The sequence below is a fragment of the Burkholderia pyrrocinia genome (genome assembly GCF_022809715.1).
Lineage (GTDB): Bacteria > Pseudomonadota > Gammaproteobacteria > Burkholderiales > Burkholderiaceae > Burkholderia > Burkholderia pyrrocinia_C.
In genome coordinates this window covers 352,830-371,366 of the sequence record NZ_CP094461.1, presented here as the reverse complement: position 1 = coordinate 371,366, position 18,537 = coordinate 352,830, and the positions used below count along the sequence as shown (strand labels likewise).

Annotated in this window: 16 protein-coding genes; 5 read left to right on the top strand and 11 right to left on the bottom strand. The window is 67.2% G+C overall.

What is annotated here, in order from left to right:
* Positions 1–37 precede the first annotated feature (37 nt).
* Complete coding sequence (locus MRS60_RS32030; protein WP_217591124.1) at positions 38–1,063, bottom strand: AraC family transcriptional regulator; 1,026 nt, start codon at positions 1,061–1,063, stop codon at positions 38–40.
* A gap of 364 nt (positions 1,064–1,427) precedes the next feature.
* Here MRS60_RS32030 and MRS60_RS32025 point away from each other — a divergent pair, with 364 nt between their 5' ends.
* The 5 genes from MRS60_RS32025 to MRS60_RS32005 all read left to right on the top strand — a co-directional run bounded on the left by MRS60_RS32025 (position 1,428) and on the right by MRS60_RS32005 (position 6,333).
* Entirely contained in the window at positions 1,428–2,675 is a 1,248-nt protein-coding gene (locus MRS60_RS32025) for a dienelactone hydrolase family protein (protein WP_217591125.1), read from the top strand.
* Positions 2,676–2,715: 40 nt separating this feature from the next.
* A complete protein-coding gene (locus MRS60_RS32020) occupies positions 2,716–3,504 on the top strand; it encodes an SDR family oxidoreductase (protein ID WP_217591126.1) in 789 nt (262 codons plus the stop codon).
* A gap of 64 nt (positions 3,505–3,568) precedes the next feature.
* Positions 3,569–4,807 carry a styrene monooxygenase/indole monooxygenase family protein gene (locus MRS60_RS32015; protein ID WP_034182315.1) on the top strand — a complete coding sequence of 413 codons (1,239 nt, stop codon included), beginning with the start codon at positions 3,569–3,571 and terminating at the stop codon, positions 4,805–4,807.
* Between the two features lie 5 nt (positions 4,808–4,812).
* A complete protein-coding gene (locus MRS60_RS32010) occupies positions 4,813–5,340 on the top strand; it encodes a flavin reductase family protein (RefSeq protein ID WP_034182316.1) in 528 nt (175 codons plus the stop codon).
* A gap of 36 nt (positions 5,341–5,376) precedes the next feature.
* Positions 5,377–6,333, top strand: a complete 957-nt coding sequence (locus tag MRS60_RS32005) for a SphA family protein (RefSeq protein WP_105390934.1) — start codon at positions 5,377–5,379, stop codon at positions 6,331–6,333.
* A 107-nt stretch (positions 6,334–6,440) separates the two neighbouring features.
* Here MRS60_RS32005 and MRS60_RS32000 read toward each other — a convergent pair whose 3' ends face one another.
* The 10 genes from MRS60_RS32000 to MRS60_RS31955 all read right to left on the bottom strand — a co-directional run bounded on the left by MRS60_RS32000 (position 6,441) and on the right by MRS60_RS31955 (position 18,533).
* Positions 6,441–7,415: a hypothetical protein gene (locus MRS60_RS32000; protein ID WP_131946490.1), complete on the bottom strand. Its 975-nt coding sequence runs from the start codon at positions 7,413–7,415 to the stop codon at positions 6,441–6,443.
* Positions 7,412–7,930: a (2Fe-2S)-binding protein gene (locus MRS60_RS31995; RefSeq protein ID WP_243567360.1), complete on the bottom strand. Its 519-nt coding sequence runs from the start codon at positions 7,928–7,930 to the stop codon at positions 7,412–7,414. The genes MRS60_RS32000 and MRS60_RS31995 overlap by 4 nt, the downstream gene beginning before the upstream one ends.
* On the bottom strand, positions 7,927–10,662 hold the full coding sequence (locus MRS60_RS31990) for a xanthine dehydrogenase family protein molybdopterin-binding subunit (protein WP_243567359.1): 2,736 nt from the start codon (positions 10,660–10,662) through the stop codon (positions 7,927–7,929). The genes MRS60_RS31995 and MRS60_RS31990 overlap by 4 nt, the downstream gene beginning before the upstream one ends.
* Before the next feature lie 973 nt (positions 10,663–11,635).
* Positions 11,636–12,616, bottom strand: coding sequence for a type II secretion system F family protein (locus tag MRS60_RS31985; RefSeq protein ID WP_243567357.1), 981 nt, complete (start codon positions 12,614–12,616; stop codon positions 11,636–11,638).
* Between the two features lie 37 nt (positions 12,617–12,653).
* Entirely contained in the window at positions 12,654–13,631 is a 978-nt protein-coding gene (locus MRS60_RS31980) for a type II secretion system F family protein (RefSeq protein ID WP_243567356.1), read from the bottom strand.
* Between the two features lie 33 nt (positions 13,632–13,664).
* Positions 13,665–15,032, bottom strand: a complete 1,368-nt coding sequence (locus tag MRS60_RS31975; RefSeq protein ID WP_034182322.1) for a CpaF family protein — start codon at positions 15,030–15,032, stop codon at positions 13,665–13,667.
* An 18-nt stretch (positions 15,033–15,050) separates the two neighbouring features.
* A complete protein-coding gene (locus MRS60_RS31970) occupies positions 15,051–16,259 on the bottom strand; it encodes an AAA family ATPase (RefSeq protein ID WP_175749150.1) in 1,209 nt (402 codons plus the stop codon).
* A 22-nt stretch (positions 16,260–16,281) separates the two neighbouring features.
* A complete protein-coding gene (locus MRS60_RS31965; RefSeq protein WP_034182324.1) occupies positions 16,282–16,725 on the bottom strand; it encodes a TadE/TadG family type IV pilus assembly protein in 444 nt (147 codons plus the stop codon).
* Positions 16,722–17,255: a TadE/TadG family type IV pilus assembly protein gene (locus tag MRS60_RS31960; protein WP_034182325.1), complete on the bottom strand. Its 534-nt coding sequence runs from the start codon at positions 17,253–17,255 to the stop codon at positions 16,722–16,724. The genes MRS60_RS31965 and MRS60_RS31960 overlap by 4 nt, the downstream gene beginning before the upstream one ends.
* Before the next feature lie 12 nt (positions 17,256–17,267).
* Positions 17,268–18,533, bottom strand: coding sequence for a pilus assembly protein TadG-related protein (locus MRS60_RS31955; protein ID WP_243567354.1), 1,266 nt, complete (start codon positions 18,531–18,533; stop codon positions 17,268–17,270).
* Between the last annotated feature and the right edge of the window lie 4 nt (positions 18,534–18,537).

Sequence of the window (18,537 nt, the reverse complement as noted above, 5' to 3'; positions counted from 1 at the left end):
GACGGGCGCGCCGCATGCGAGCCCGTCGTTTCCTCCATCACCCCCGCACCCGCCGCAACCTGAGCGTCGCCGACGGCGACTCCCCGAACGCCCGCTTGTATTCGATCGCGAAGCGCCCGAGGTGCGCGAATCCCCATTTCAGCGCGACGTCGGTGACCGACGCGAGCCCCGGCGTATCGTCGGCCAGCAGTTCCTCGCGCACATGCTGCAGCCGCAACTGCCGCACGAAGCCCATCGGCGTGATCCCGTGGCGATTGCGGAAGCCGGCGAACAGCGTGCTCGGGCTGACGCCGGCGAGTTCGGCGAGCCGTTCGATCGTCAGCGGCTCGTCGAGATGCGCACGGATGTATTCCTCGACGCGCCGCACATAGAACGGCGCGAGCGCCATCGGCAGGTGCCGCGTGCCGTCGCGCGCGCTGTTCGGCTGGCCGTGCAGCAGCAGGTTGAGCAACGTCGATTCGAGCTGCTCGAACGCGAGCGGATGACGCAGCGGATGCGCATCCGTCGCGATCGCGCCGGCGAGGATCGGCAGCATCTGGGCCAGACACGTCCCCTGCGGTGACGACAGGCCGAATTCCGGTTCGAATTCGACCGGTGCGCGCCGATCGTCGCCGAAATGCCGCTGCGCGTGGCGCTCCATCACCTCGCGCTCGATGCGCAGGATGACTTGCGGGCACGCGTCGCCCCACCGCATCTTGAGCGGCAGCGTCGGCGAGATCAGCGACGCGGTGCCCGGCGACGACACGAAGCGCGTCGAGCCGCACTCGATCTCCGCGTCGCCGCGCAGCGGAATCTGCAACAGGAAGAAATGCTCGAGCGGCCCCGGCTCGATGCTGACGCCGCCGCCGTAATCGAGCAGGTTCAGCGACAGGTTGCCCCAGCGCGCATGGTGCATGCAGCTGTGCAACGCGCGCGATTCGCCGATCGGCGTGAGCCGGTGCGGCTTGAACACATCGGCGACGCGTGCGCGCACCTCGTCGACATCGTCCGACTGCAGCATCAGGTTGTCGTGATTGAAACAGGCGGCGTCGGCAAGCCAGCCGGTTTCTGAAATTTGCGCCATCGAAGTTCTCCCGTCATGCTCGATCGCACTCGCGCCGTGCATGCGTTCCCGGTATTGGGGAATCCCGCTGCACGATCCGGATAGCGCCCGGAGTATCCGGACAGTCCGGCCATCCGAACCCGCAAGTCCCGCGCAACCAACGCAAGAACCGGACCGTTCGCGCATCGTAGAAAACTGTGCGGGGCTTCCGTATCCGCACATACCCGCACACACCCGCGGTTCAGCCGCGCGCCCGCCCGGGCGCGGCGGCCGGATCGTCAGGTTTCCGGAGTTCGCGGATACCGGCCGAAGAAAGCGGATAGAAGCGCGCGTTTCGGCCGCCAATACTGGGCCCGTCACGGAAACAAACAGCATGGAGGGACACATGAAAGGACGTCACATCGAGATTCCGTCGCCGGACGGCGGAACGTTTCGCGGCTACCTGAGTACGCCGGCCGGCGGCAGCGGGCCGGGCATCGTGCTGTGTCACGAGATCTTCGGCGCGAACGCGACCATGCGGGCAACCGCCGACTACTACGCGGAGGAAGGCTACGCGGTGCTCGTGCCCGACCTGTTCTGGCGCCAGTCTCCGGGGATCGAACTCGGCGATTCCGCTGCCGATTTCGAGCGCGCGATGGCGCTTTACCGCGAGTACGACGAGAACAAGGGCGTCGAGGACATCGGCGCCGCGCTGCGCGTGCTCACGCAACGGCCGGAATGCACGGGCGAAGCCGGCGTGCTCGGCTACTGCCTCGGCGGCAAGCTCGCGTATCTCGCCGCCTGCCGGCTGCCGGGCGTGGCCGCCGCGGTCAGCTATTACGGCGTCGGCATCGAGCATGCGCTGGACGAGGCCGTGCAGCTGCGCGGTCGGCTCGTGCTGCAGATCGCGGCGCAGGACCGCTTCTGCCCGCCCGACGCGCAGCGGCGCATTACCGAAGCGCTGTCCGGGCGCGACGGCGTCGAGGTGTATGTGTATCCGGGCGTCGATCACGCGTTCGCGCGCATCGGCGGCGATCATTTCGACAAGGCCGCCGCGGCCATGGCGCATCAGCGCTCGATCGCCGCGTTCCGCGCCGCGCTCGGCCCGCACTACGACCTCTCCGCGCTGTGGGAAGCGCATCTGCTGCACGAGTTCGACACGCGCAACGTCGACGCGACGATGGCCACGATGGTCGCCGAGCCGTACGTCAACCATATTCCGACGCTGACGGGCGGCGTCGGCTACGACGAGCTCAAGCGTTTCTACACGCATCACTTCGTGCATGCGAACCCGCCCGACACCACGATCACGCCGATCTCGCGCACGATCGGCGCGAGCCAGATCGTCGACGAACTGCTGTTCTGCTTCACGCACACCACCGAGATCGACTGGATGCTGCCGGGCGTCGCGCCGACCGGCAAGCGCGTCGAGATCCCGCTCGTCGCGATCGTGAAATTTCGCGGCGACAAGCTCTATCACGAACACATCTATTGGGATCAGGCGAGCGTGCTCGTGCAGGTTGGCCTGCTCGATCCGGCCGGCCTGCCGGTCGCGGGCGTCGAAACGGCGCGCAAGCTGCTCGACGAGACCGTGCCGTCGAACGGCCTGATGCGCCGCTGGCAGGACAGCGAACCGCCGACGGGCGCGCATTGACGCGGCCCTTCCCCCACCCATCGATTCCGGGAGATACCCCATGACTGCCCTTGCAGGCAAAGTCGCGATCGTCACCGGCGGCGCCACGCTGATCGGCGCCGCGGTCGCGCAGGACCTGACCCGCGCCGGCGCGTGCGTCGCAATACTCGATCTCGATACCGAGAACGGCGCGCGCGTCGCCGATTCGCTCGGCGAACGCGCGATGTTCGTCGCGATCGACATCACCGACGACCACGCGATCGAGCGCGCGGTGTCGGCCATCGTCGAGCGGTTCGGCGCGATCGACGTGCTCGTCAACCTCGCGTGCAGCTACGTCGACAACGGCATCCAGGCGACCCGCAACGACTGGCTCGCCGCGATGGACGTGAACGTCGTGTCGGCGGCGATGCTGGCGAAGGCCGTTCATCCGCACATGGTCCGGCGCGGCGGCGGCGCGATCGTGAACTTCAGCTCGATCTCGGCCCAGTGCGCGCAAACCGGCCGCTGGCTGTATCCGACGTCCAAGGCGGCGATCCGCCAGCTCACGCGCAGCATGGCGATGGATCTCGCGCCCGACCGCATTCGCGTCAACTCGGTATCGCCGGGGTGGACGTGGTCGCGCGTGATGGACGAGATGACGCACGGCGACCGCGCGAAGACCGACCGCGTCGCCGCGCCGTTTCACCTGCTCGGCCGGGTCGGCGATCCGTCGGAGGTCGCGCAGGTCGTGACGTTCCTGTGCAGCGACGCGGCGAGCTTCGTGACGGGCGCCGACTACGCGGTGGACGGCGGTTATTCCGCGATGGGCCCCGAGCAGGCGGTGCCGGCCATTCCGCGCCTGGCGGAATGACCGCTGCCCGCCGCCGCTCCCCGCAATCATTCCGGCCGGCATCCGGCCACCCGAGGACATTCTCATGAGACGCATCGCTATCGTCGGCGCCGGCCAGTCCGGCCTGCAACTCGCCTTCGCCCTGCTCGACCAGGGCTATCACGTCACGCTCGCGACCAATCGCGACGCGGAGCAGATCCGCACCGGCAAGGTCATGTCGAGCCAGTGCATGTTCCATACGGCGCTGCAGATCGAGCGCGATCTCGGCCTGAATGCCTGGGAGGAAGCGTGCCCGTCCGTCGAGGGCATCGGCATCGCGGTGCCGCACCCGAACGGCAACGGCCGCAAGGCGATCGAGTGGTCGTCGCGGCTGACCCGCTATGCGCAGTCCGTCGACCAGCGCGTGAAGATGGCCGACTGGCTCGACGGCATTCGGCGCCGCGGCGCGGAGGTGCGCATCTGCGACGTCGGCGTGCCCGAACTCGAGGAACTGGCGCGCAGCCACGATCTCGTGCTGCTCGCGGCCGGCAAGGGCGAGATCGTCAACCTGCTCGGCCGCGACGACGCACGCAGCACGTTCGACCGCCCGCAACGCGCGCTCGCCCTCACCTACGTGAAAGGGATGACGCCGAGCCAGCCGTATTCGCGCGTGCGCTTCAACCTGCTGCCCGGCATCGGCGAGTACTTCGTGTTCCCCGCGCTGACCACGACGGGCCCGTGCGAGATCATGGTGTTCGAAGGCATTCCGGGCGGCCCGCTCGACTGCTGGGCCGACGTGAAGACACCCGAGCAGCACCTCGATCGAAGCCTGTCGTTCCTGCAGCAGTATGTGCCGTGGGAATTCGAGCGCTGCCGCGACGTCGAGCTGACCGATCCGAACGGCACGCTGTCCGGGCGCTTTACGCCGACGGTGCGCAAGCCGTTCTTCCGGCTGCCGTCGGGCCGCACCGTGTTCGGGATGGCCGATGCGGTGGTGGTCAACGATCCGATCACGGGCCAGGGATCGAACAACGCCGCGAAATGCGCGAACGCCTATTTCGACGCGATCGTCGCGCGCGATGCCGCGCCGTTCGGCGAGGACTGGATGCAGCAGACGTTCGAAGGCTACTGGGCCTACGCACAGCATGTCGTGCGCTGGACCAACTCGCTGCTCACGCCGCCGCCGCCGCACATTCTCGAACTGCTCGGCGCGGCCGGCCAGTTGCCGTCGCTCGCCGCGGCGATCGTCGACGGCTTCGACGATCCGCGCCGGTTCTCGCCGTGGTGGTTCGAGCCGTCGGCGTGCGCGGCGCTGATCCGCGAACACAGTACCCGTTCGGAGTAACCGACATGGAAACGACCGTTACCTGCAGCCCAACCGTCGACCCGATGCAATTGCGTGCCGCGTTCGGGCAGTTCCCGACCGGCGTCACCGTGATCACCACGTGCGCGGCCGACGGACGCAAGGTGGGCCTCACCGCCAACTCGTTCTCGTCGCTGTCGCTGGATCCGCCGCTCGTGCTGTGGAGCCTTCGCAAGGTCGCGCCGAGCCGGCCCGATTTCGTCGCGGCCACCCACTTCGCGATCAACATCCTCGCGCACGACCAGATCGACCTGTCGCGCCGCTTCGCGACGCCCAGTGCCGACAAGTTCGACGGCGTGCTTCACGTGGATTCGGACAGCGGCGGCGTGCCCTGCCTCGACGGTGCGAGCGCGCGCTTCGTGTGCCGCAACGTCGGCCATTACGAAGGCGGCGATCACCTGCTCTTCATCGGCCAGATCGAGCAGTTCGACGCGTTCGGCAAGGCACCGCTGGTGTTCCATGCCGGCCAGTATCGTGCGATTGCCGATCACCCCGATCTTTCACGCACTATTTGATTAGTTATACAAATAAATATCCAGGAGGTGGTGAACATGAAACTCGGCTCTCGCCTGCTCGTCGCCGCAGGCCTCGCGATCGCCGGCATGGCCGGTCACGCGTCGGCCAACGCGGCCGACCTGCCGCCGGTCAACCTCGGCATGACCAGCTTCCTCGACGGGATGCCGCCGGCCGGCTCCGGCTGGTACGGCACGCAGTACCTGCAGTACTACACGGCCGGCCGCGTCAACGACAATGCCGGCAACAAGGTCGGCCTGCCGAAGCAGGACATCGACCTGTTCGCGGGCCTGAGCCAGCTCGTCTATCAGTCGCCGCTGACGTTCGCCGGCATGCATCCGGGCCTCGACGTGATCCTGCCGTGGATCGCGTCAGCACGTACCGACGACGGCATCGGCAACGTCGCGCTGAATTCGCGAGCCGGTTTCGGCGATCTGCTGATCGGCCCGTTCATCCAGTTCGACCCGGTGATGGGCGCGCAGGGGCCGCGCTTCGCGCAGCGCGTGGAATTCCAGTTCATCGCGCCGACCGGCGCGTACGATCCGTCGCGCGCGATCAACCCGGGCAGCCATTTCTGGTCGTTCGACCCGTACTGGGCGGCGACGCTGTGGCTGACGCCGAAATGGACCGTGTCGTGGCGCCTGCACTATCTGTGGAACGCGACCAACCATCAGCCGGCCGCGTCGCTCGGCCCCGACGTGACGTCGACCCGGGCCGGCCAGGCGATCCATGCGAACTTCGCGACCGAATATGAAGTGCGCCCGGGCCTGCGGCTGGGGCTCAACGGCTACTGGCTGCGCCAGACCACCGACATGAAGGAAAACGGGCAGGACGTGCCCGGTACGCGCGAGGCCGTGCTGGCGATCGGCCCGGGCGCCATGGTCAGCTTCTCGCCGCACGATCACCTGCTGTTCAATACGTACTTCGAGTTCCAGGCGCGCAACCGGCCGCAGGGGACGCGGATGGTGCTGCGCTATGTGCATCACTTCCAGTAACGCGACGAAGCGGCGAAGCGGCGGGTATGCAAACCGGGTGGCACGAACGGCGCGATTCGTTCGCCCCGCCCGCCGCAGCCTGAAAATCCATCGTCAAGGAAAACGAACTACTTCGCCGCCTGCGCCGCCGGCGTGAACGTGCACTTCGGATCGTTCTTGCCCCGCGCCGAGCAGCACTCGAGCAAGTCGCTCACCGACTTCGCGTTGGCCGCATTCCATTCGGCGAGGCTGCGGTTGTTGTCGATCGGCATCCAGTGCGTCAGCGGATAACTGCTCGCGAGCTCGTTGCTGCCTTTCGGCGGCGGCAGCCTCCCGGCGGCGAGCGGCACGTAGATCTCGCAACTGTTCCGGTTGCCGATCCGGTGACAGCCGATGCAGGTATTACCCGGCGTGCTGATCGCATGCGATGTAAACGATGCGAAATCGGCGCCGAGATTGATGTACTTGCCCCACGGATCGGTCGGCACCTTGTTCCACACCTGCCCGATCCACGGGCTGTACATGACCGGGCTCGCGTCATGGCACGCCGCGCAGCGCTTCGTCGCGGTCGCGGCGGGCTTCCACCAGAATTCCACCGCCGACGGATGGCCGGGCGGCGGCGTCTTCTCGTTCGGCGGCGGCACGCGCGACGCGTTCATGCCGGCCGTGCCGCCCCGTTCCGCATGAAACCAGCAGGTCTTGCCGTTGCCCGCATGGTGCAGCACGATATCGACTTCGTCGTAATACGGGCTCCGGTTCGCGCGGATCTGCTTGCGGCGGCAAAACGCCGATATCTGCGTGTCGCCGTGCGAAAGATCGAGAATCTTCGAATAAGGCGTGCATTGCCCGGACGTCGGCGCTTCATACGGCAACAGCGCCGGGCGATCGCAGGTCATGTGCGCCGCATATCGCGCGGGCACGCGGCCATTGACGGTGATCGGCACGTCGGTGCCGCTGTTGCAGTCGAACGCGGGAATCTCGCCGATTTCGTCGGTGCACTGCTGCGCGTATTCGAGCAGCGACGCATCGCCGCCTTCCGCCGCGAATGCGGCAGGCGCGGCCAGCAGCATCGCCAGCGCGACGACGCAGGTTCGGATCGTCATGCCGCCCCCTTCGTGTAGTGCATCGCCACCTTGCGAATCGCCTCGATATATTTGACGTAGCCGGTGCAGCGGCATACGTTGCCGCCCACCCACGTCTCGATCATCGCGTCCAGTTCGCCGGCGTGCACCGGCTGCACGCGCAGGTGATCGAGCATCGCGGTCGCGGCCATCAGGAATCCCGACGCACAATAGCCGCACTGGAACGCGAACGATTCGAGAAAGCTCTGCTGCAGCGGCGACAGCGTGCCGCCCTGCGCGAGCCCTTCGATCGTGTACACGTGCATGCCGGCCATCGCGCTGACCGGAGTCGAGCACGACAGCGTCTTTTCCATCGGCGCATCGGGCGTGTTGCGCACGCCGACCGTGCACGCGCGGCACACGCCGATGCCGCAGCACAGCTTCGTGCCCGTCAGGTCCTGTCGCTCGTGCAGGAAATCGATGAGGTTCATGTCGCCGTCGGCGGCGGCCGCTTCGACGGGTTTGCCGTTCACATGCATGCGGACCGGATCGCTCATCGCAGTGCCTCCCGAATCTTGTCCGGCGTCACCGGCGTCACCCGGAACCGCCGCCCCGTCGCCATCGCCAGCGCATTGAGCAGCGCCGGCGCGATCGGGCACATCACCGCTTCCGCGATGCCGCGCGCATTCGCGGGATCGCCGCCGGGCGGCGGCAGCGCGATCAGTTCCTGCGCGGGAATGTCCGGCAGACGCGTCACCTCGTAGCGGTCGAGGTTCCATCTGCCGCCGCCCGGCCCGTCGGGACCTAGCGGGCACGTCTCGGTCAGCACGTTGCCGATCCCCATCGCCACCGCGCCCTGCGACTGCCCTTCGACGAGCGCCGGCGCAAGCTGCCGGCCGACGCTCACGGCCGTCACCACGCGTTCGACCTTCACGCGCCCGGTCGCCGGATCGACGGACGCGGCGACGAGCGCCGCCGACGGCGCATAGGTCGTGCGCCCGTAGAGGGTCGTGTCGACCGGCGGCGCCTGCAGCGTGCGCGACAGCGGCGTCAGGTAATACGGATCGAGGCCGACCGCCACATAGTCGTAGTCGACTTGCGCACTGCCGGACGCGAACGGATACGTGCCCTTCCAGAAGTACCCGGCATAACTCGCATGCACGGCGGCAACCGTCTGCAGGCCCAGCTTCGCGATCGTGCCGAGCAGCGCCGGCCACGGAATCGGCGCGAGGCCGTTCGCGACGAGCGCGCGATCGACCCAGCGCACGTCCTCGGCCCGCACCGGCACGCCCCACCATGCGCGAGCGGCCGGCAGCACGCTTTGCAGGAACAGCGCCTGCGCGGCCCCCTTCACCGCGTGGTACTGATGGAATGCGCCGAGACAGGCGCTCGACGAGCCGTACGTGTAGCGCACCGTCTTCGAGTTGGCCGCCGGATTGCTCGAACGCGTGAGCCCGAGCGCGTTGAACGGTCCGATCTCGCTCATCGCAATCGTTTGCGCGTTCTGCCCGAGAAATTCGGCCGGTGCGAGACCGAGCGTCGTGGCCGCGCCGTTGCCCATGTCGGTATACGGCGTGACCACGCGCAGCCTGCTGTCGGGCAGGATCTGCACCATCCCGAACATCCCGTCCCCGGACGTTCCGTATGCCTCGTTCGCCATCGCGAGGCCGACGCCGTACCGGAGGTTGCGCGCGCCGCGCTCCGCACGCGTGCGCTCGTGGTCGCGCCACAACGGATGCCGCTCGAGCCGGTCGAGCAGCGCGTCGAGCTGCAGGTCGAACAGGATCGGCGCGCCCGTGATCGCACGCCCCTTGCCGAGACGGGGTGCGTTGCCGAGAAAGTTGGCGCGGCGGATCGCGAACGGCGAAAGCCCGAGCCGGCGCGCAGCCTCGTCCATCAGCGTCTCGATCGCCATGAACGCCTGCGGCCCGCCGAAGCCGCGCTGCGATCCGCCGAACACTTCGCGCGTGTAGGTCGACGCTGCCTGCGCGCGTGCGCGCGGAATCTCGTAGCAGCTCATCGCGCTCAACGCGGCGAGCTGCGCGACGTACGGCGACAGGTTCTTCTTGCCGCCGCCGTTCATCAGGAAGTCGCACGTGATCGCTTCGAGCTTGCCGCGGCGGTTGAACCACAGCGATTCGGAGAATTGGGTCTCGCAGCGCTTCAGGCCGACCTGGAACTGTTCGTAGCGCGACTGCTGCCAGCGCAGCGCGCCCTTCGCGAACGGCGCGGCGAGCGCCAGATACAGCGGGAAGTAGGACTTGTCGCGTCCGCCGAAACCGCCGCCCGGATAACACGCGATCACATGCGCCTCCTTCACCGGAATGGCGCTGCCGTCGAACAGCGCGCAGGCGCCGGTCGCATCGTCGTACGCCGATTGCGTGCCGAGGACGAGGCCCATTTTCGCGGCGGATGCGTCGTACCATGCGAGCCCCGCTTCGGGCTCCATGAACATCGGGTCCATCGCCGGCGTCTCGAAGCCGTCGTTGCCGGTCGCGCGCACGCCGATCCACGCACCGGAGGCCGCGTTGCGCGCAATCGTCGCGTCGATGTTGACGACAGCCTCCTCGCGTTCCTTCAGGTATTGCGCGGTCGGCTTGCCGCTGCTGTCGGTCCGGTAGTTGTTCACGTAGTTGAAACCGCGTTCGTCGTCGCGCACGTAGATGGTCACCGGCGTATACGGCACGGGCTGTGCGGCTGCCGAGCGGTCGACCGCCGCGCCGTAGCGGATCACGCTGTCGTTGAAATCGAGCAGCTTCCTCGCGCGACGATAGACATCGAAGTTCTCGAAGATCAGCAGCGCGGCCGGTTGCCCGTAGCAGTCCGCCGGATGGCCGGGCCGTGCGAGCCAGTAGATGTCCTGGTTCGCGATCGGGTCGGGGACCGGCGCAAGCGGAATCCGCCGCGCGCTCAGCAGCGCGTTGTCGACGACGGCGATCGGCCGCAGCTCGGCCGGCAGCACGCCGAGGTCGTAGCCTTCGTACACGGCGTCGACGCGGCCGCACCGCAGCGCATAGAGCCAGTTCTCCTGCTGCGGCCAGCCGACGAAGTCGCGCGACTTGAAATCGCGCGCGTAGATTTTCTGGCCCGTGACCTTCGGCATCCCGTCGATGCGCCACCGCGCCTTGCCGGGCACCGGCGCCCAGCTCGGCCCGCTCGCGCCGGTATCGGCCTGCTCGCCGGCGTCGAGCGCCAGCGCCGGCAAATGGGTGATCGAGATCGCGACGACAGCGCCGCTCCCGGCCAGCTTCAGAAACGTCCGGCGTGTCACAGGCACATCGATGGCCATGCTGCGTCCCTCGTTCGATTTGTCATGGCTGGGGCACCGTCGATGCGCGACGCGCGCCGCCGCGCCGGCCGTGCGCGGGCCGCTGCGCGTGCGCTTCGCGGTGCTGGAGTCGGTGCGGAAACGGTCTTGCGGGCGCGGTGGTACGCGCCGGTAGTCAGGAATCGGGAGGAAGCGGACCGGGAAGGATGCGCGGCGGATTCGCGGGGCCGTCCGAGGCCCGTGGACGCCGGCTCGATGAAGCGTCAGGCTGCGTGCTTGTCGCTGATTGCTCGTTCATGATTCCCCCGGCCTTGATCGTGCGTAACTGGCCTGTTTTCCGTATTGTCGGGCAGTCTCTTGATTTTCAAGTGTTTTTGTTCGGTCTTTCCGGTATGCGTGACGTTTTTCGTGTTCATACCGTCATACGAGTTCGATTTTGAATAATGCTAGAAATTGGCACCGGAGATTTCAAGGAGATTTTCGGATAGCGCGCATGGCGCCGGTGCGCGTGAAGCGCCGAACCGTGCCGTTCTGGCTGCCTGCTGGCGGGACGGGGCGCGCGACAGAGATTACAAATTGCCTTCAATGAATCTGGCGTTTCGTCAACCGTCGTTTTCCCGCGGGTGCGTAAATAACGAACGGAAAGCAATCGCAATCAACAACTCAATGAACAATCCCGCGCATTATTGAATTGGATTAATTCGTCTGCGGGTGTTCAGCGTTTTCCGTCGCTTTTAACCGCGCCGGCGCAATGCCGGCAACGGGGCCTTCAGGGTTAGCAGTAGGGGGCAGCCGATGAGGGCGGTGGACTACGGCTTGCTCCATGGCCGACCATGGGTCCAGGTTGCATTGACGCCGCTATGGTCGACCTGTCTCGCGGCGCCGCCTGGGGAGGGAGCCTCCATGAAGCCTGTTGCCGTGCCGGCCGGCGCGTGTGTCGGGGCCGGCACGCAAAACCTCTGGCGCTGCGCTCGAAGCCGCGCGTGTCCGCCGCTCACGGCGCGATGCTGACGAACGTCGGCAGCAGCACGCGATAGACGTGAATCATCGCCGGCCCGAGCAGCACCAGCATCAGCGCGGGAAAAATGCAGAAGATCAGCGGGAACAGCAGCTTCAGCGCGATCTTCGCCGCACGCTCTTCCGCGCGCATCCGCCGCCGCGTGCGCAGCATGTCCGACAGCACGCGCAGCGATTCGCTGATGCTCGTGCCGAAGCGATCGGCCTGGATCAGCATCGCGCAGAACGACTCGATGTCCTCGACGCCGGTGCGCAGCGCGAAATTGCGCAGCGCCGTCTCCTTCGTGAAGCCGGAGCGCATCTCGAGCAGCAGCAGGTCGAGTTCGCCTGCGACCACCTCGCTGCGAAACCGCAGCTCCTCGCTCACCCGCATCAGCGCCGCGTCGAGCCCGAGCCCCGCTTCGACGCACACCGTCAGCAGGTCGAGCGCGTCCGGAAAATCCTCGAAGATCGTCTGCTGGCGCACCTTGACCCGCTGCGACAGCACGATGTTCGGGATGTAGTAGCCGATGCCGGCGAGCGCCACGAGGATGGCCGACAACAGCGCGCGCTCGTCGCCGAGCTTGGTCGTGACCAGCCCCAGCAGCGCCATGCACGGCAACGCGAGCGCGAGCACCGTCTTCGCGGTGAAATACAGCGCGGCCGCGCTCTGGTTGCGCCATCCGGCATTCATGAGCCGGACGCGCAGCGGCGAATTCTCCCAGCCCTCCTTCGGCACCGACAGCTTCGAGATCGGGGTGGACAGATCGACCAGCTTCGCGACCCAGCGCGACGCCAGATCGTCGCCGTCGCCCGGGCCCGCGACGGCACCCACGCCCGCACCGGCCCCGCCGGCCTGCTGGAGCCGGCGCTGGATGCTGCGCGGCGCGAACAGCAGCATCGCGACGAGCACCCCGCCGGCCACGAAGATGAACAAGCCGCCCAGCATCACGGCCTGGACCACGTTCAGATTTTGCATGACAGCCTCGCAAACGGTTCGTTATTCGACTCGCACGTCAGACGCGAATCCGGACAATCCGGCGGATCCAGAACAGGCCGAAGAGCATCGACACCAGCATCCCGCCGACCATCTTGATCCCTGCCGGATCCTCCCAGAGCACGGACAGGAACTCGCGGTTCAGCAACGCCATCACCGCGGCGGTGCCGAACGGCAGCAGCCCGAGAATCCACGCCGACAGCCGCCCTTCCGCCGACAGCACGCGCACCTTGTCGAACAGCTTGAAGCGCTCGCGGATCAGCGCCGCGATGCTGTCGAGCAGCTCGGCCAGGTTGCCGCCCGTCTCGCGCTGGATCAGCACCGCGATCACGAAGTAGCGCAGATCCTGCACCGGCACGCGCGTCGCGAGGTTCATCAGCGCGTCGTGCAGCGACACGCCGTAGTTGACTTCGTCGAACGTGATCCGGAACTCGCCGCCCATCGGATCGGGAAACTCGTCGCCGACCATCCCGAGCGTGCCAGTGAACGAATGACCGGAACGCAGTGCGCGCGCGATCATGTCGCAGATGTCCGGCAGCTGCCGCTCGAGCTTGAGCATCCGGCGCGCACGGCAGCGCATCACGTACATCGTCGGCAGGCACCCGGCAAACAGCGCGCCCGGCAGCGCTGCCAGTTGCGGCAGCGTGGCGAGGCTCAGCACGAGCCATGTGAACGCCGCGAACACCACGCTGAGCACGATCAGCTTCGGAAGCGTCCAGTCGAGGCCCGATTGCTGGATCACGAGATCGAGCGAGTGCACGCGCGGCACGCGTAGCAGCAGCCGGTCGAACGGCTTCGATTCGTCGAGCATCCGCTTCTTCAGGATCGACAGCCGCTCCTCCTGCACGTTGCCGCCGGCCGACATCGCGCGAATGCGCGATTCGATCCGGCGCGCGGCGGCGCCGTGCCGCGCGTTCCACCATTGATAGACACCTTCGATCGCGAGCACGACCGCGACGAAGGTGAGAATCACAAAACCGTAAAAGATCGTGTTCATGAAGCCTCCCCGGCAGCAAACGGCGCCATGTCGTCAGTCCGTCTCGTAACGCTGGGACGGGTCGTACAGCGAATCCGGCAGGTTGATGCCGAACGCCTGCAGCCGCTCGACGAACTTCGGCCGCACGCCGGTCGCGCAGAAGTGGCCGCGTACCGTGCCGTCGCGATCCACGCCGGTGCGCTTGAACGTGAAGATCTCCTGCATGTTGATGATGTCGCCTTCCATCCCGGTCAGCTCCTGGATGCTGACGATCTTGCGCTTGCCGTCCGTCAGCCGCGCCGCCTGCACGACCACCGAGATCGCCGACGCGATCTGCTGGCGCATCGTCTTCGGCGGCAGCGACAGGCCGGACACGCTGATCATGTTCTCGAGCCGCGTCAGCGCATCGCGCGGCGTGTTCGCGTGGATCGTCGCGAGCGAGCCTTCGTGGCCGGTGTTCATCGCGTTGAGCATGTCGAGCGCTTCGGCGCCGCGCACTTCGCCGAGGATGATCCGGTCCGGCCGCATCCGCAGCGCGTTGCGCACCAGCGTGCGCTGCGTGATCTCGCCCTTGCCCTCGATGTTCGGCGGGCGCGTCTCGAGCCGCAGCACGTGCGGCTGCTGGAGCTGCAGCTCGGCGGCGTCCTCGATCGTCACGATCCGCTCGTTGCGCGGGATGAAGCCGGACAGGATGTTGAGCAGCGTCGTCTTGCCGCTGCCGGTGCCGCCAGACACGAGCACGTTCACCTTCGCGTGCGACAGCGCATCGAGCAGCTCCGCCATCGGCGGCGTCAGGCTGTGGTAGCGCACCAGGTCGTCCATCTTCAGCGGGTTGACCGCGAAACGCCGGATCGACATCAGCGGCCCGTCGATCGCCGACGGCGGGATGATCGCGTTCACGCGCGAGCCGTCCGGCAGCCGCGCATCGACCATCGGGCTCGATTCGTCGATGCGGCGCCCGACGCGCGACACGATCTTCTCGATCACCTTCATCAGGTGCGCGTCGTCGTAGAACGTCACGTCGGTCAGTTCGAGCTGGCCGCCGCGTTCGACATAAACCTGCCGGTACGTGTTCACGAGGATGTCGGAGATGCTCGGGTCGCGCAGCAGCGCTTCGAGCGGGCCGAAGCCGAACATCTCGTCGTACACGTCGATCGCGAGCTGCCGCCGCTCGATGTCGTTCGCGGGCGTCCGCTCGTCGTCGAGGATGCGCGAGATCAGCGAGGAGATTTCCTGGCGGACCTGCTCCTGCGGCAGCCGCGACAGGCGCTCCAGCTCGACGCGATCGAGCACGGTCTGGTGAATTTCGCGGCGCAGCTTCTGGTATGCGTCGCGTACCGACGAATGCGCCGGGCCGGCCGGCTCGCTGCCCGCCGCCAGCGGCTGGGCCCGGTGCAAGGACATCTGTTCGCGCAATGACATGACGGTTCCCCGAGAGATTTACATGGACTTGAGCTTCGGCGTGGCCTTGCGGCCGAACAGCCGGGACATCAGCGGTTCGCTGCGCGTCGCGCTGCGTCCGGCGCGCACTTCGCCGTCGACGAGTTGCTTCGCACAGCCCTGCAATGCACGCGCGACCGCGGTGCCGCGCGCGAGCCGCGACACCGGATGGCCCTGGTTGATCGCTTCGAGCACGGTGTCGGCGTCGTCGGGAATCATGCAGGCGGCCTGCAGGCCGAGCACTTCCTCGAGCGCGGTGCGGGTCCGGTCGCTCGCGCGCGTCGCGCGGTTCACGACCAGTCGCATCTGGTCGGTCGAGTAGCCGAGCGACACGAGGATTTCCAGCAGCCGGCGGCCGGCGCGCACGTGCGGCATCGCGGGCTGCAGCACGAGCTGGATCTGGTCGCTGCGATCGAGCGCGACCATCGACAGCGGATTGATGCCGACGCCGATGTCGAAGATCACGAAGTCGTAGCGCGGCGCGGCGACGCCGAGGATCCATTCGAGCGCGTCCTCGCGCATCTCGGCGGCCTTGACCGGATCGCCGGCGCCCGCGAGCACGTGGAAGTTCTCGGTCACGTGCGCGACGCTCGCGTCGAGAAACGCGCTGTCGAGCCGCTCGATCTGCGCGCAGAGCTGCGGCAGCGTCGACGGCGGGGTTTCGTCGCTGACCAGGAACGCCGCGTCGGCGAACTGCTGGTTCAGGTCGATCAGCAGCACGCGGCGCTTGAAGCCCTCGGCGATCTCGAACGCAACGTTGCTGGCGACGAAGCTCGTGCCGGCCCCGCCCTTGCACGACATGAACGACACGATCCGCGTATCGTCGGTGTCGCTTCGCGTGCTTTGCGCGGCGGCACGCTCGAGCGCGTTGCCGAGCGCCTGCCGATCGAGCGGCCACTGCAGCACGTCGCGGGCGCCCGCGCGCATCGCGTCCAGCAGCACGTGCGGCGACGTGTCTGCCGTCACGAGGATGCAGGTCAGGCCCGCGTGCGCGCGGCAGATCCGCTCGATCGCCGACAGCTCCGACGGATCGGTCGACGTGCCGTCGATCAGCAGGATGTCGAACGCGTCGAGCCCGTCGGTGCGGTGCTCGATCTGCGACGGCCGTCCGGTCGCGCGTGTCGCGCGATAGCGTCCGCAGTCGGCCACGAGGCGCGCGATCTGCGTGAGCCGCGCGGTATCGTCGGAAGCTACGAGGATATTGATCATGTCGTGTGCCTCGTCTGTTCAGTTAATTGCAGGCGGTGCCGCCGGTCGCGGAAGTCAGGCTTTCGCGCGGCAGCGTTGTCGTGAACGGCGGCATCTTGATCGTCACGTTCACGAACGGAATCATCGTCTTGACCGTGACGTTCTTGACGCTCACGGTCACGAACGAGCAGGTGTTCACATCGCAGCTCGCCGGCGAGTAGTCCACCGACACGTTCGCGCTCGACAGCAGCGGCAGCAGCGCCGTCACGCGCTTCGCGACGCCGGCGGCATCCACGTCGCAGACCACCGCCGTGCGCGCGCCGAGGCGTACGGCCTCGCTCGCGGTGTTCCAGTAAAACAGCACGCGGCCGAATTCGAAGATGCCGATCAGCAGCATGATCAGCACCGACGCGATGAGCCCGAACTCGACGATCGTCGAGCCTCGCTCGCCGCGCCGGCGCGACAGCGGAAAATGGCGCGCGTTCATGACACTTGCCTCATCACGGTGACGATGTTGCCGAAGGTGATCGACGTCAGCCCCGGGTACGCGGGGATCGGTTGGTACTGGTAGCCCTTGATCTTCACTTCGACGACGTTGATGCTGCCCGTCGCCGTGCCGCTTGCCGCGTTGTTGTCCGCGTCGTAGGTCGGCAGGTTCGAGAACTGCGCCGGGTCGGACGCATCGCCGCAGCCGGTCGTATGCGACGCATCGCAGATGGTCACCATCGACGTGGTGAGCCCCGGCACCAGCTCGGTGCCTGCCGAGCCGCAGGTCGTGCTGCCGTATACGACGAGACACTGCGCCGCCGCCACCGGATACGCGCTGTCGCTCGGCAGCCAGATCGACAGGTAGCGCGCCGCGTCGCGCGTCGCCTTGGTCAGCGTCTCGTACTGGTAGATCGCGCGGCCGAACTCGGCCACGCCGGTCGCGAGCATGATCATCGGCATCAGCACGAGCGCGAACTCGACGGCGGCCACGCCACGGGTGCGCGAACGGCGAAACGGGGGCCTTTTCATGATCGCCTCTCCCTATTGAACGAGCATCGGCACCTGGACCCCGGATGCGCTGCCGTCGCCGGGCAACCCGTGCGTCGCGCACGGATTGTTGCCGGATACGGTCGAGCCGAGGTATTCGAGGTGGGCTATGACGGGGCCGCTGCCGGGGCTGAACGGCACGGGATCGAGCATCAGCACGCAATCCCATTGCGTGATGTGCACCTTGCCGCTGCTGCCGCTCAGCGCCGAGCAGTCGCCTTCCGGCGCGAGCGCGACACGGCGGTCGCCGCCAAAGGTCTGGTAGTTGCTCGCCGTCGCGGTGCCGTTGGTGGAGATCCCGCTGCCCGCCGGCGGCGCGCCGTCGCCCTGGTAGGTCTTGTAGGTCGTGCGGTCGGTCACGAACTGCGTGTATGCGTCGCCCTTGATGCCCGGCGTTCCGGGCGGCCCGTAGTTCGGGCCGACATACGCGTAGCCGGTGAAGTCGGGCTGGCCGCTCGAGCCGTTCGCGCCGTTCGTATAAATGCCGAAGCGCGTATTCCAGGCGCGCAGCGCCGCCGACTTCAGGCCGGTGCTGCCGAGGTCGGGTGGGCTCTTGATATTGCAGGTGTTGCCCGACAGCTCGTTCGCGATGGTCGTTTCGCTCGTCGAACCGTCGAGCGCCGCCCAGCCGAAGTTGCCCGGCCCGTAGGTCGAACCGGACGGCGACGTGATCCAGTCGCCGACGTTGTAGGGCGGCGCGCCCGTCGCGCGGCACACGAACACCGGGATCGCGCAGGTGGTCTGCCCGCCGCCGACCGTCGCGATCGCGCTCGCCGACACTTCGGCCGCGTTCGCGAGCTTCGTGCCCGGCAGCACGTTCAGCACCTCGATGAACCAGTGTGCGATGTTGCTCAGCGACGCGACGCACTTCACGTACTTGATGTTCGCCGGCGTCGCGACCGAGTTCTTCGTCAGGAACGGATTGGACAGCGAGTCGCTGAACGTGATGTTCGAATTCGTCAGCATCTGCACCGACTTGTTCTGGAAGAACACGAAATTCAGGTGGCCGGCGGCGATGCCGTTCGCCTCGGCGACCGACAGGCTGATGGCCGAAGTCAGGTCGCGTGCAGCCGACAGCGCGCACGCATCGGCGCTGTTCTGCAGTTCGCTGCGCGTGACGTACAGCTTGCCGAGGTCCAGCGCGAGACCGACGAACCCGATCATCACCGCCAGTGCGAGACCGACGATGATCGCGACGGCGCCGCGCTGGCGATGGAGGCCGCGACGCGTGACTTTCGGATAGCGAGCTGCGCTGGACATGGCG

Bases quoted from the DNA above. Each gene is read 5' to 3' on its own strand.
- MRS60_RS32030 (WP_217591124.1), bottom strand. From the start codon at position 1,063: ATGGCGCAAATTTCAGAAACCGGCTGGCTTGCCGACGCCGCCTGTTTC.
- MRS60_RS32025 (WP_217591125.1), top strand. From the start codon at position 1,428: ATGAAAGGACGTCACATCGAGATTCCGTCGCCGGACGGCGGAACGTTT.
- MRS60_RS32020 (WP_217591126.1), top strand. From the start codon at position 2,716: ATGACTGCCCTTGCAGGCAAAGTCGCGATCGTCACCGGCGGCGCCACG.
- MRS60_RS32015 (WP_034182315.1), top strand. From the start codon at position 3,569: ATGAGACGCATCGCTATCGTCGGCGCCGGCCAGTCCGGCCTGCAACTC.
- MRS60_RS32010 (WP_034182316.1), top strand. From the start codon at position 4,813: ATGGAAACGACCGTTACCTGCAGCCCAACCGTCGACCCGATGCAATTG.
- MRS60_RS32005 (WP_105390934.1), top strand. From the start codon at position 5,377: ATGAAACTCGGCTCTCGCCTGCTCGTCGCCGCAGGCCTCGCGATCGCC.
- MRS60_RS32000 (WP_131946490.1), bottom strand. From the start codon at position 7,415: ATGACGATCCGAACCTGCGTCGTCGCGCTGGCGATGCTGCTGGCCGCG.
- MRS60_RS31995 (WP_243567360.1), bottom strand. From the start codon at position 7,930: ATGAGCGATCCGGTCCGCATGCATGTGAACGGCAAACCCGTCGAAGCG.
- MRS60_RS31990 (WP_243567359.1), bottom strand. From the start codon at position 10,662: ATGGCCATCGATGTGCCTGTGACACGCCGGACGTTTCTGAAGCTGGCC.
- MRS60_RS31985 (WP_243567357.1), bottom strand. From the start codon at position 12,616: ATGCAAAATCTGAACGTGGTCCAGGCCGTGATGCTGGGCGGCTTGTTC.
- MRS60_RS31980 (WP_243567356.1), bottom strand. From the start codon at position 13,631: ATGAACACGATCTTTTACGGTTTTGTGATTCTCACCTTCGTCGCGGTC.
- MRS60_RS31975 (WP_034182322.1), bottom strand. From the start codon at position 15,032: ATGTCATTGCGCGAACAGATGTCCTTGCACCGGGCCCAGCCGCTGGCG.
- MRS60_RS31970 (WP_175749150.1), bottom strand. From the start codon at position 16,259: ATGATCAATATCCTCGTAGCTTCCGACGATACCGCGCGGCTCACGCAG.
- MRS60_RS31965 (WP_034182324.1), bottom strand. From the start codon at position 16,725: ATGAACGCGCGCCATTTTCCGCTGTCGCGCCGGCGCGGCGAGCGAGGC.
- MRS60_RS31960 (WP_034182325.1), bottom strand. From the start codon at position 17,255: ATGAAAAGGCCCCCGTTTCGCCGTTCGCGCACCCGTGGCGTGGCCGCC.
- MRS60_RS31955 (WP_243567354.1), bottom strand. From the start codon at position 18,533: ATGTCCAGCGCAGCTCGCTATCCGAAAGTCACGCGTCGCGGCCTCCAT.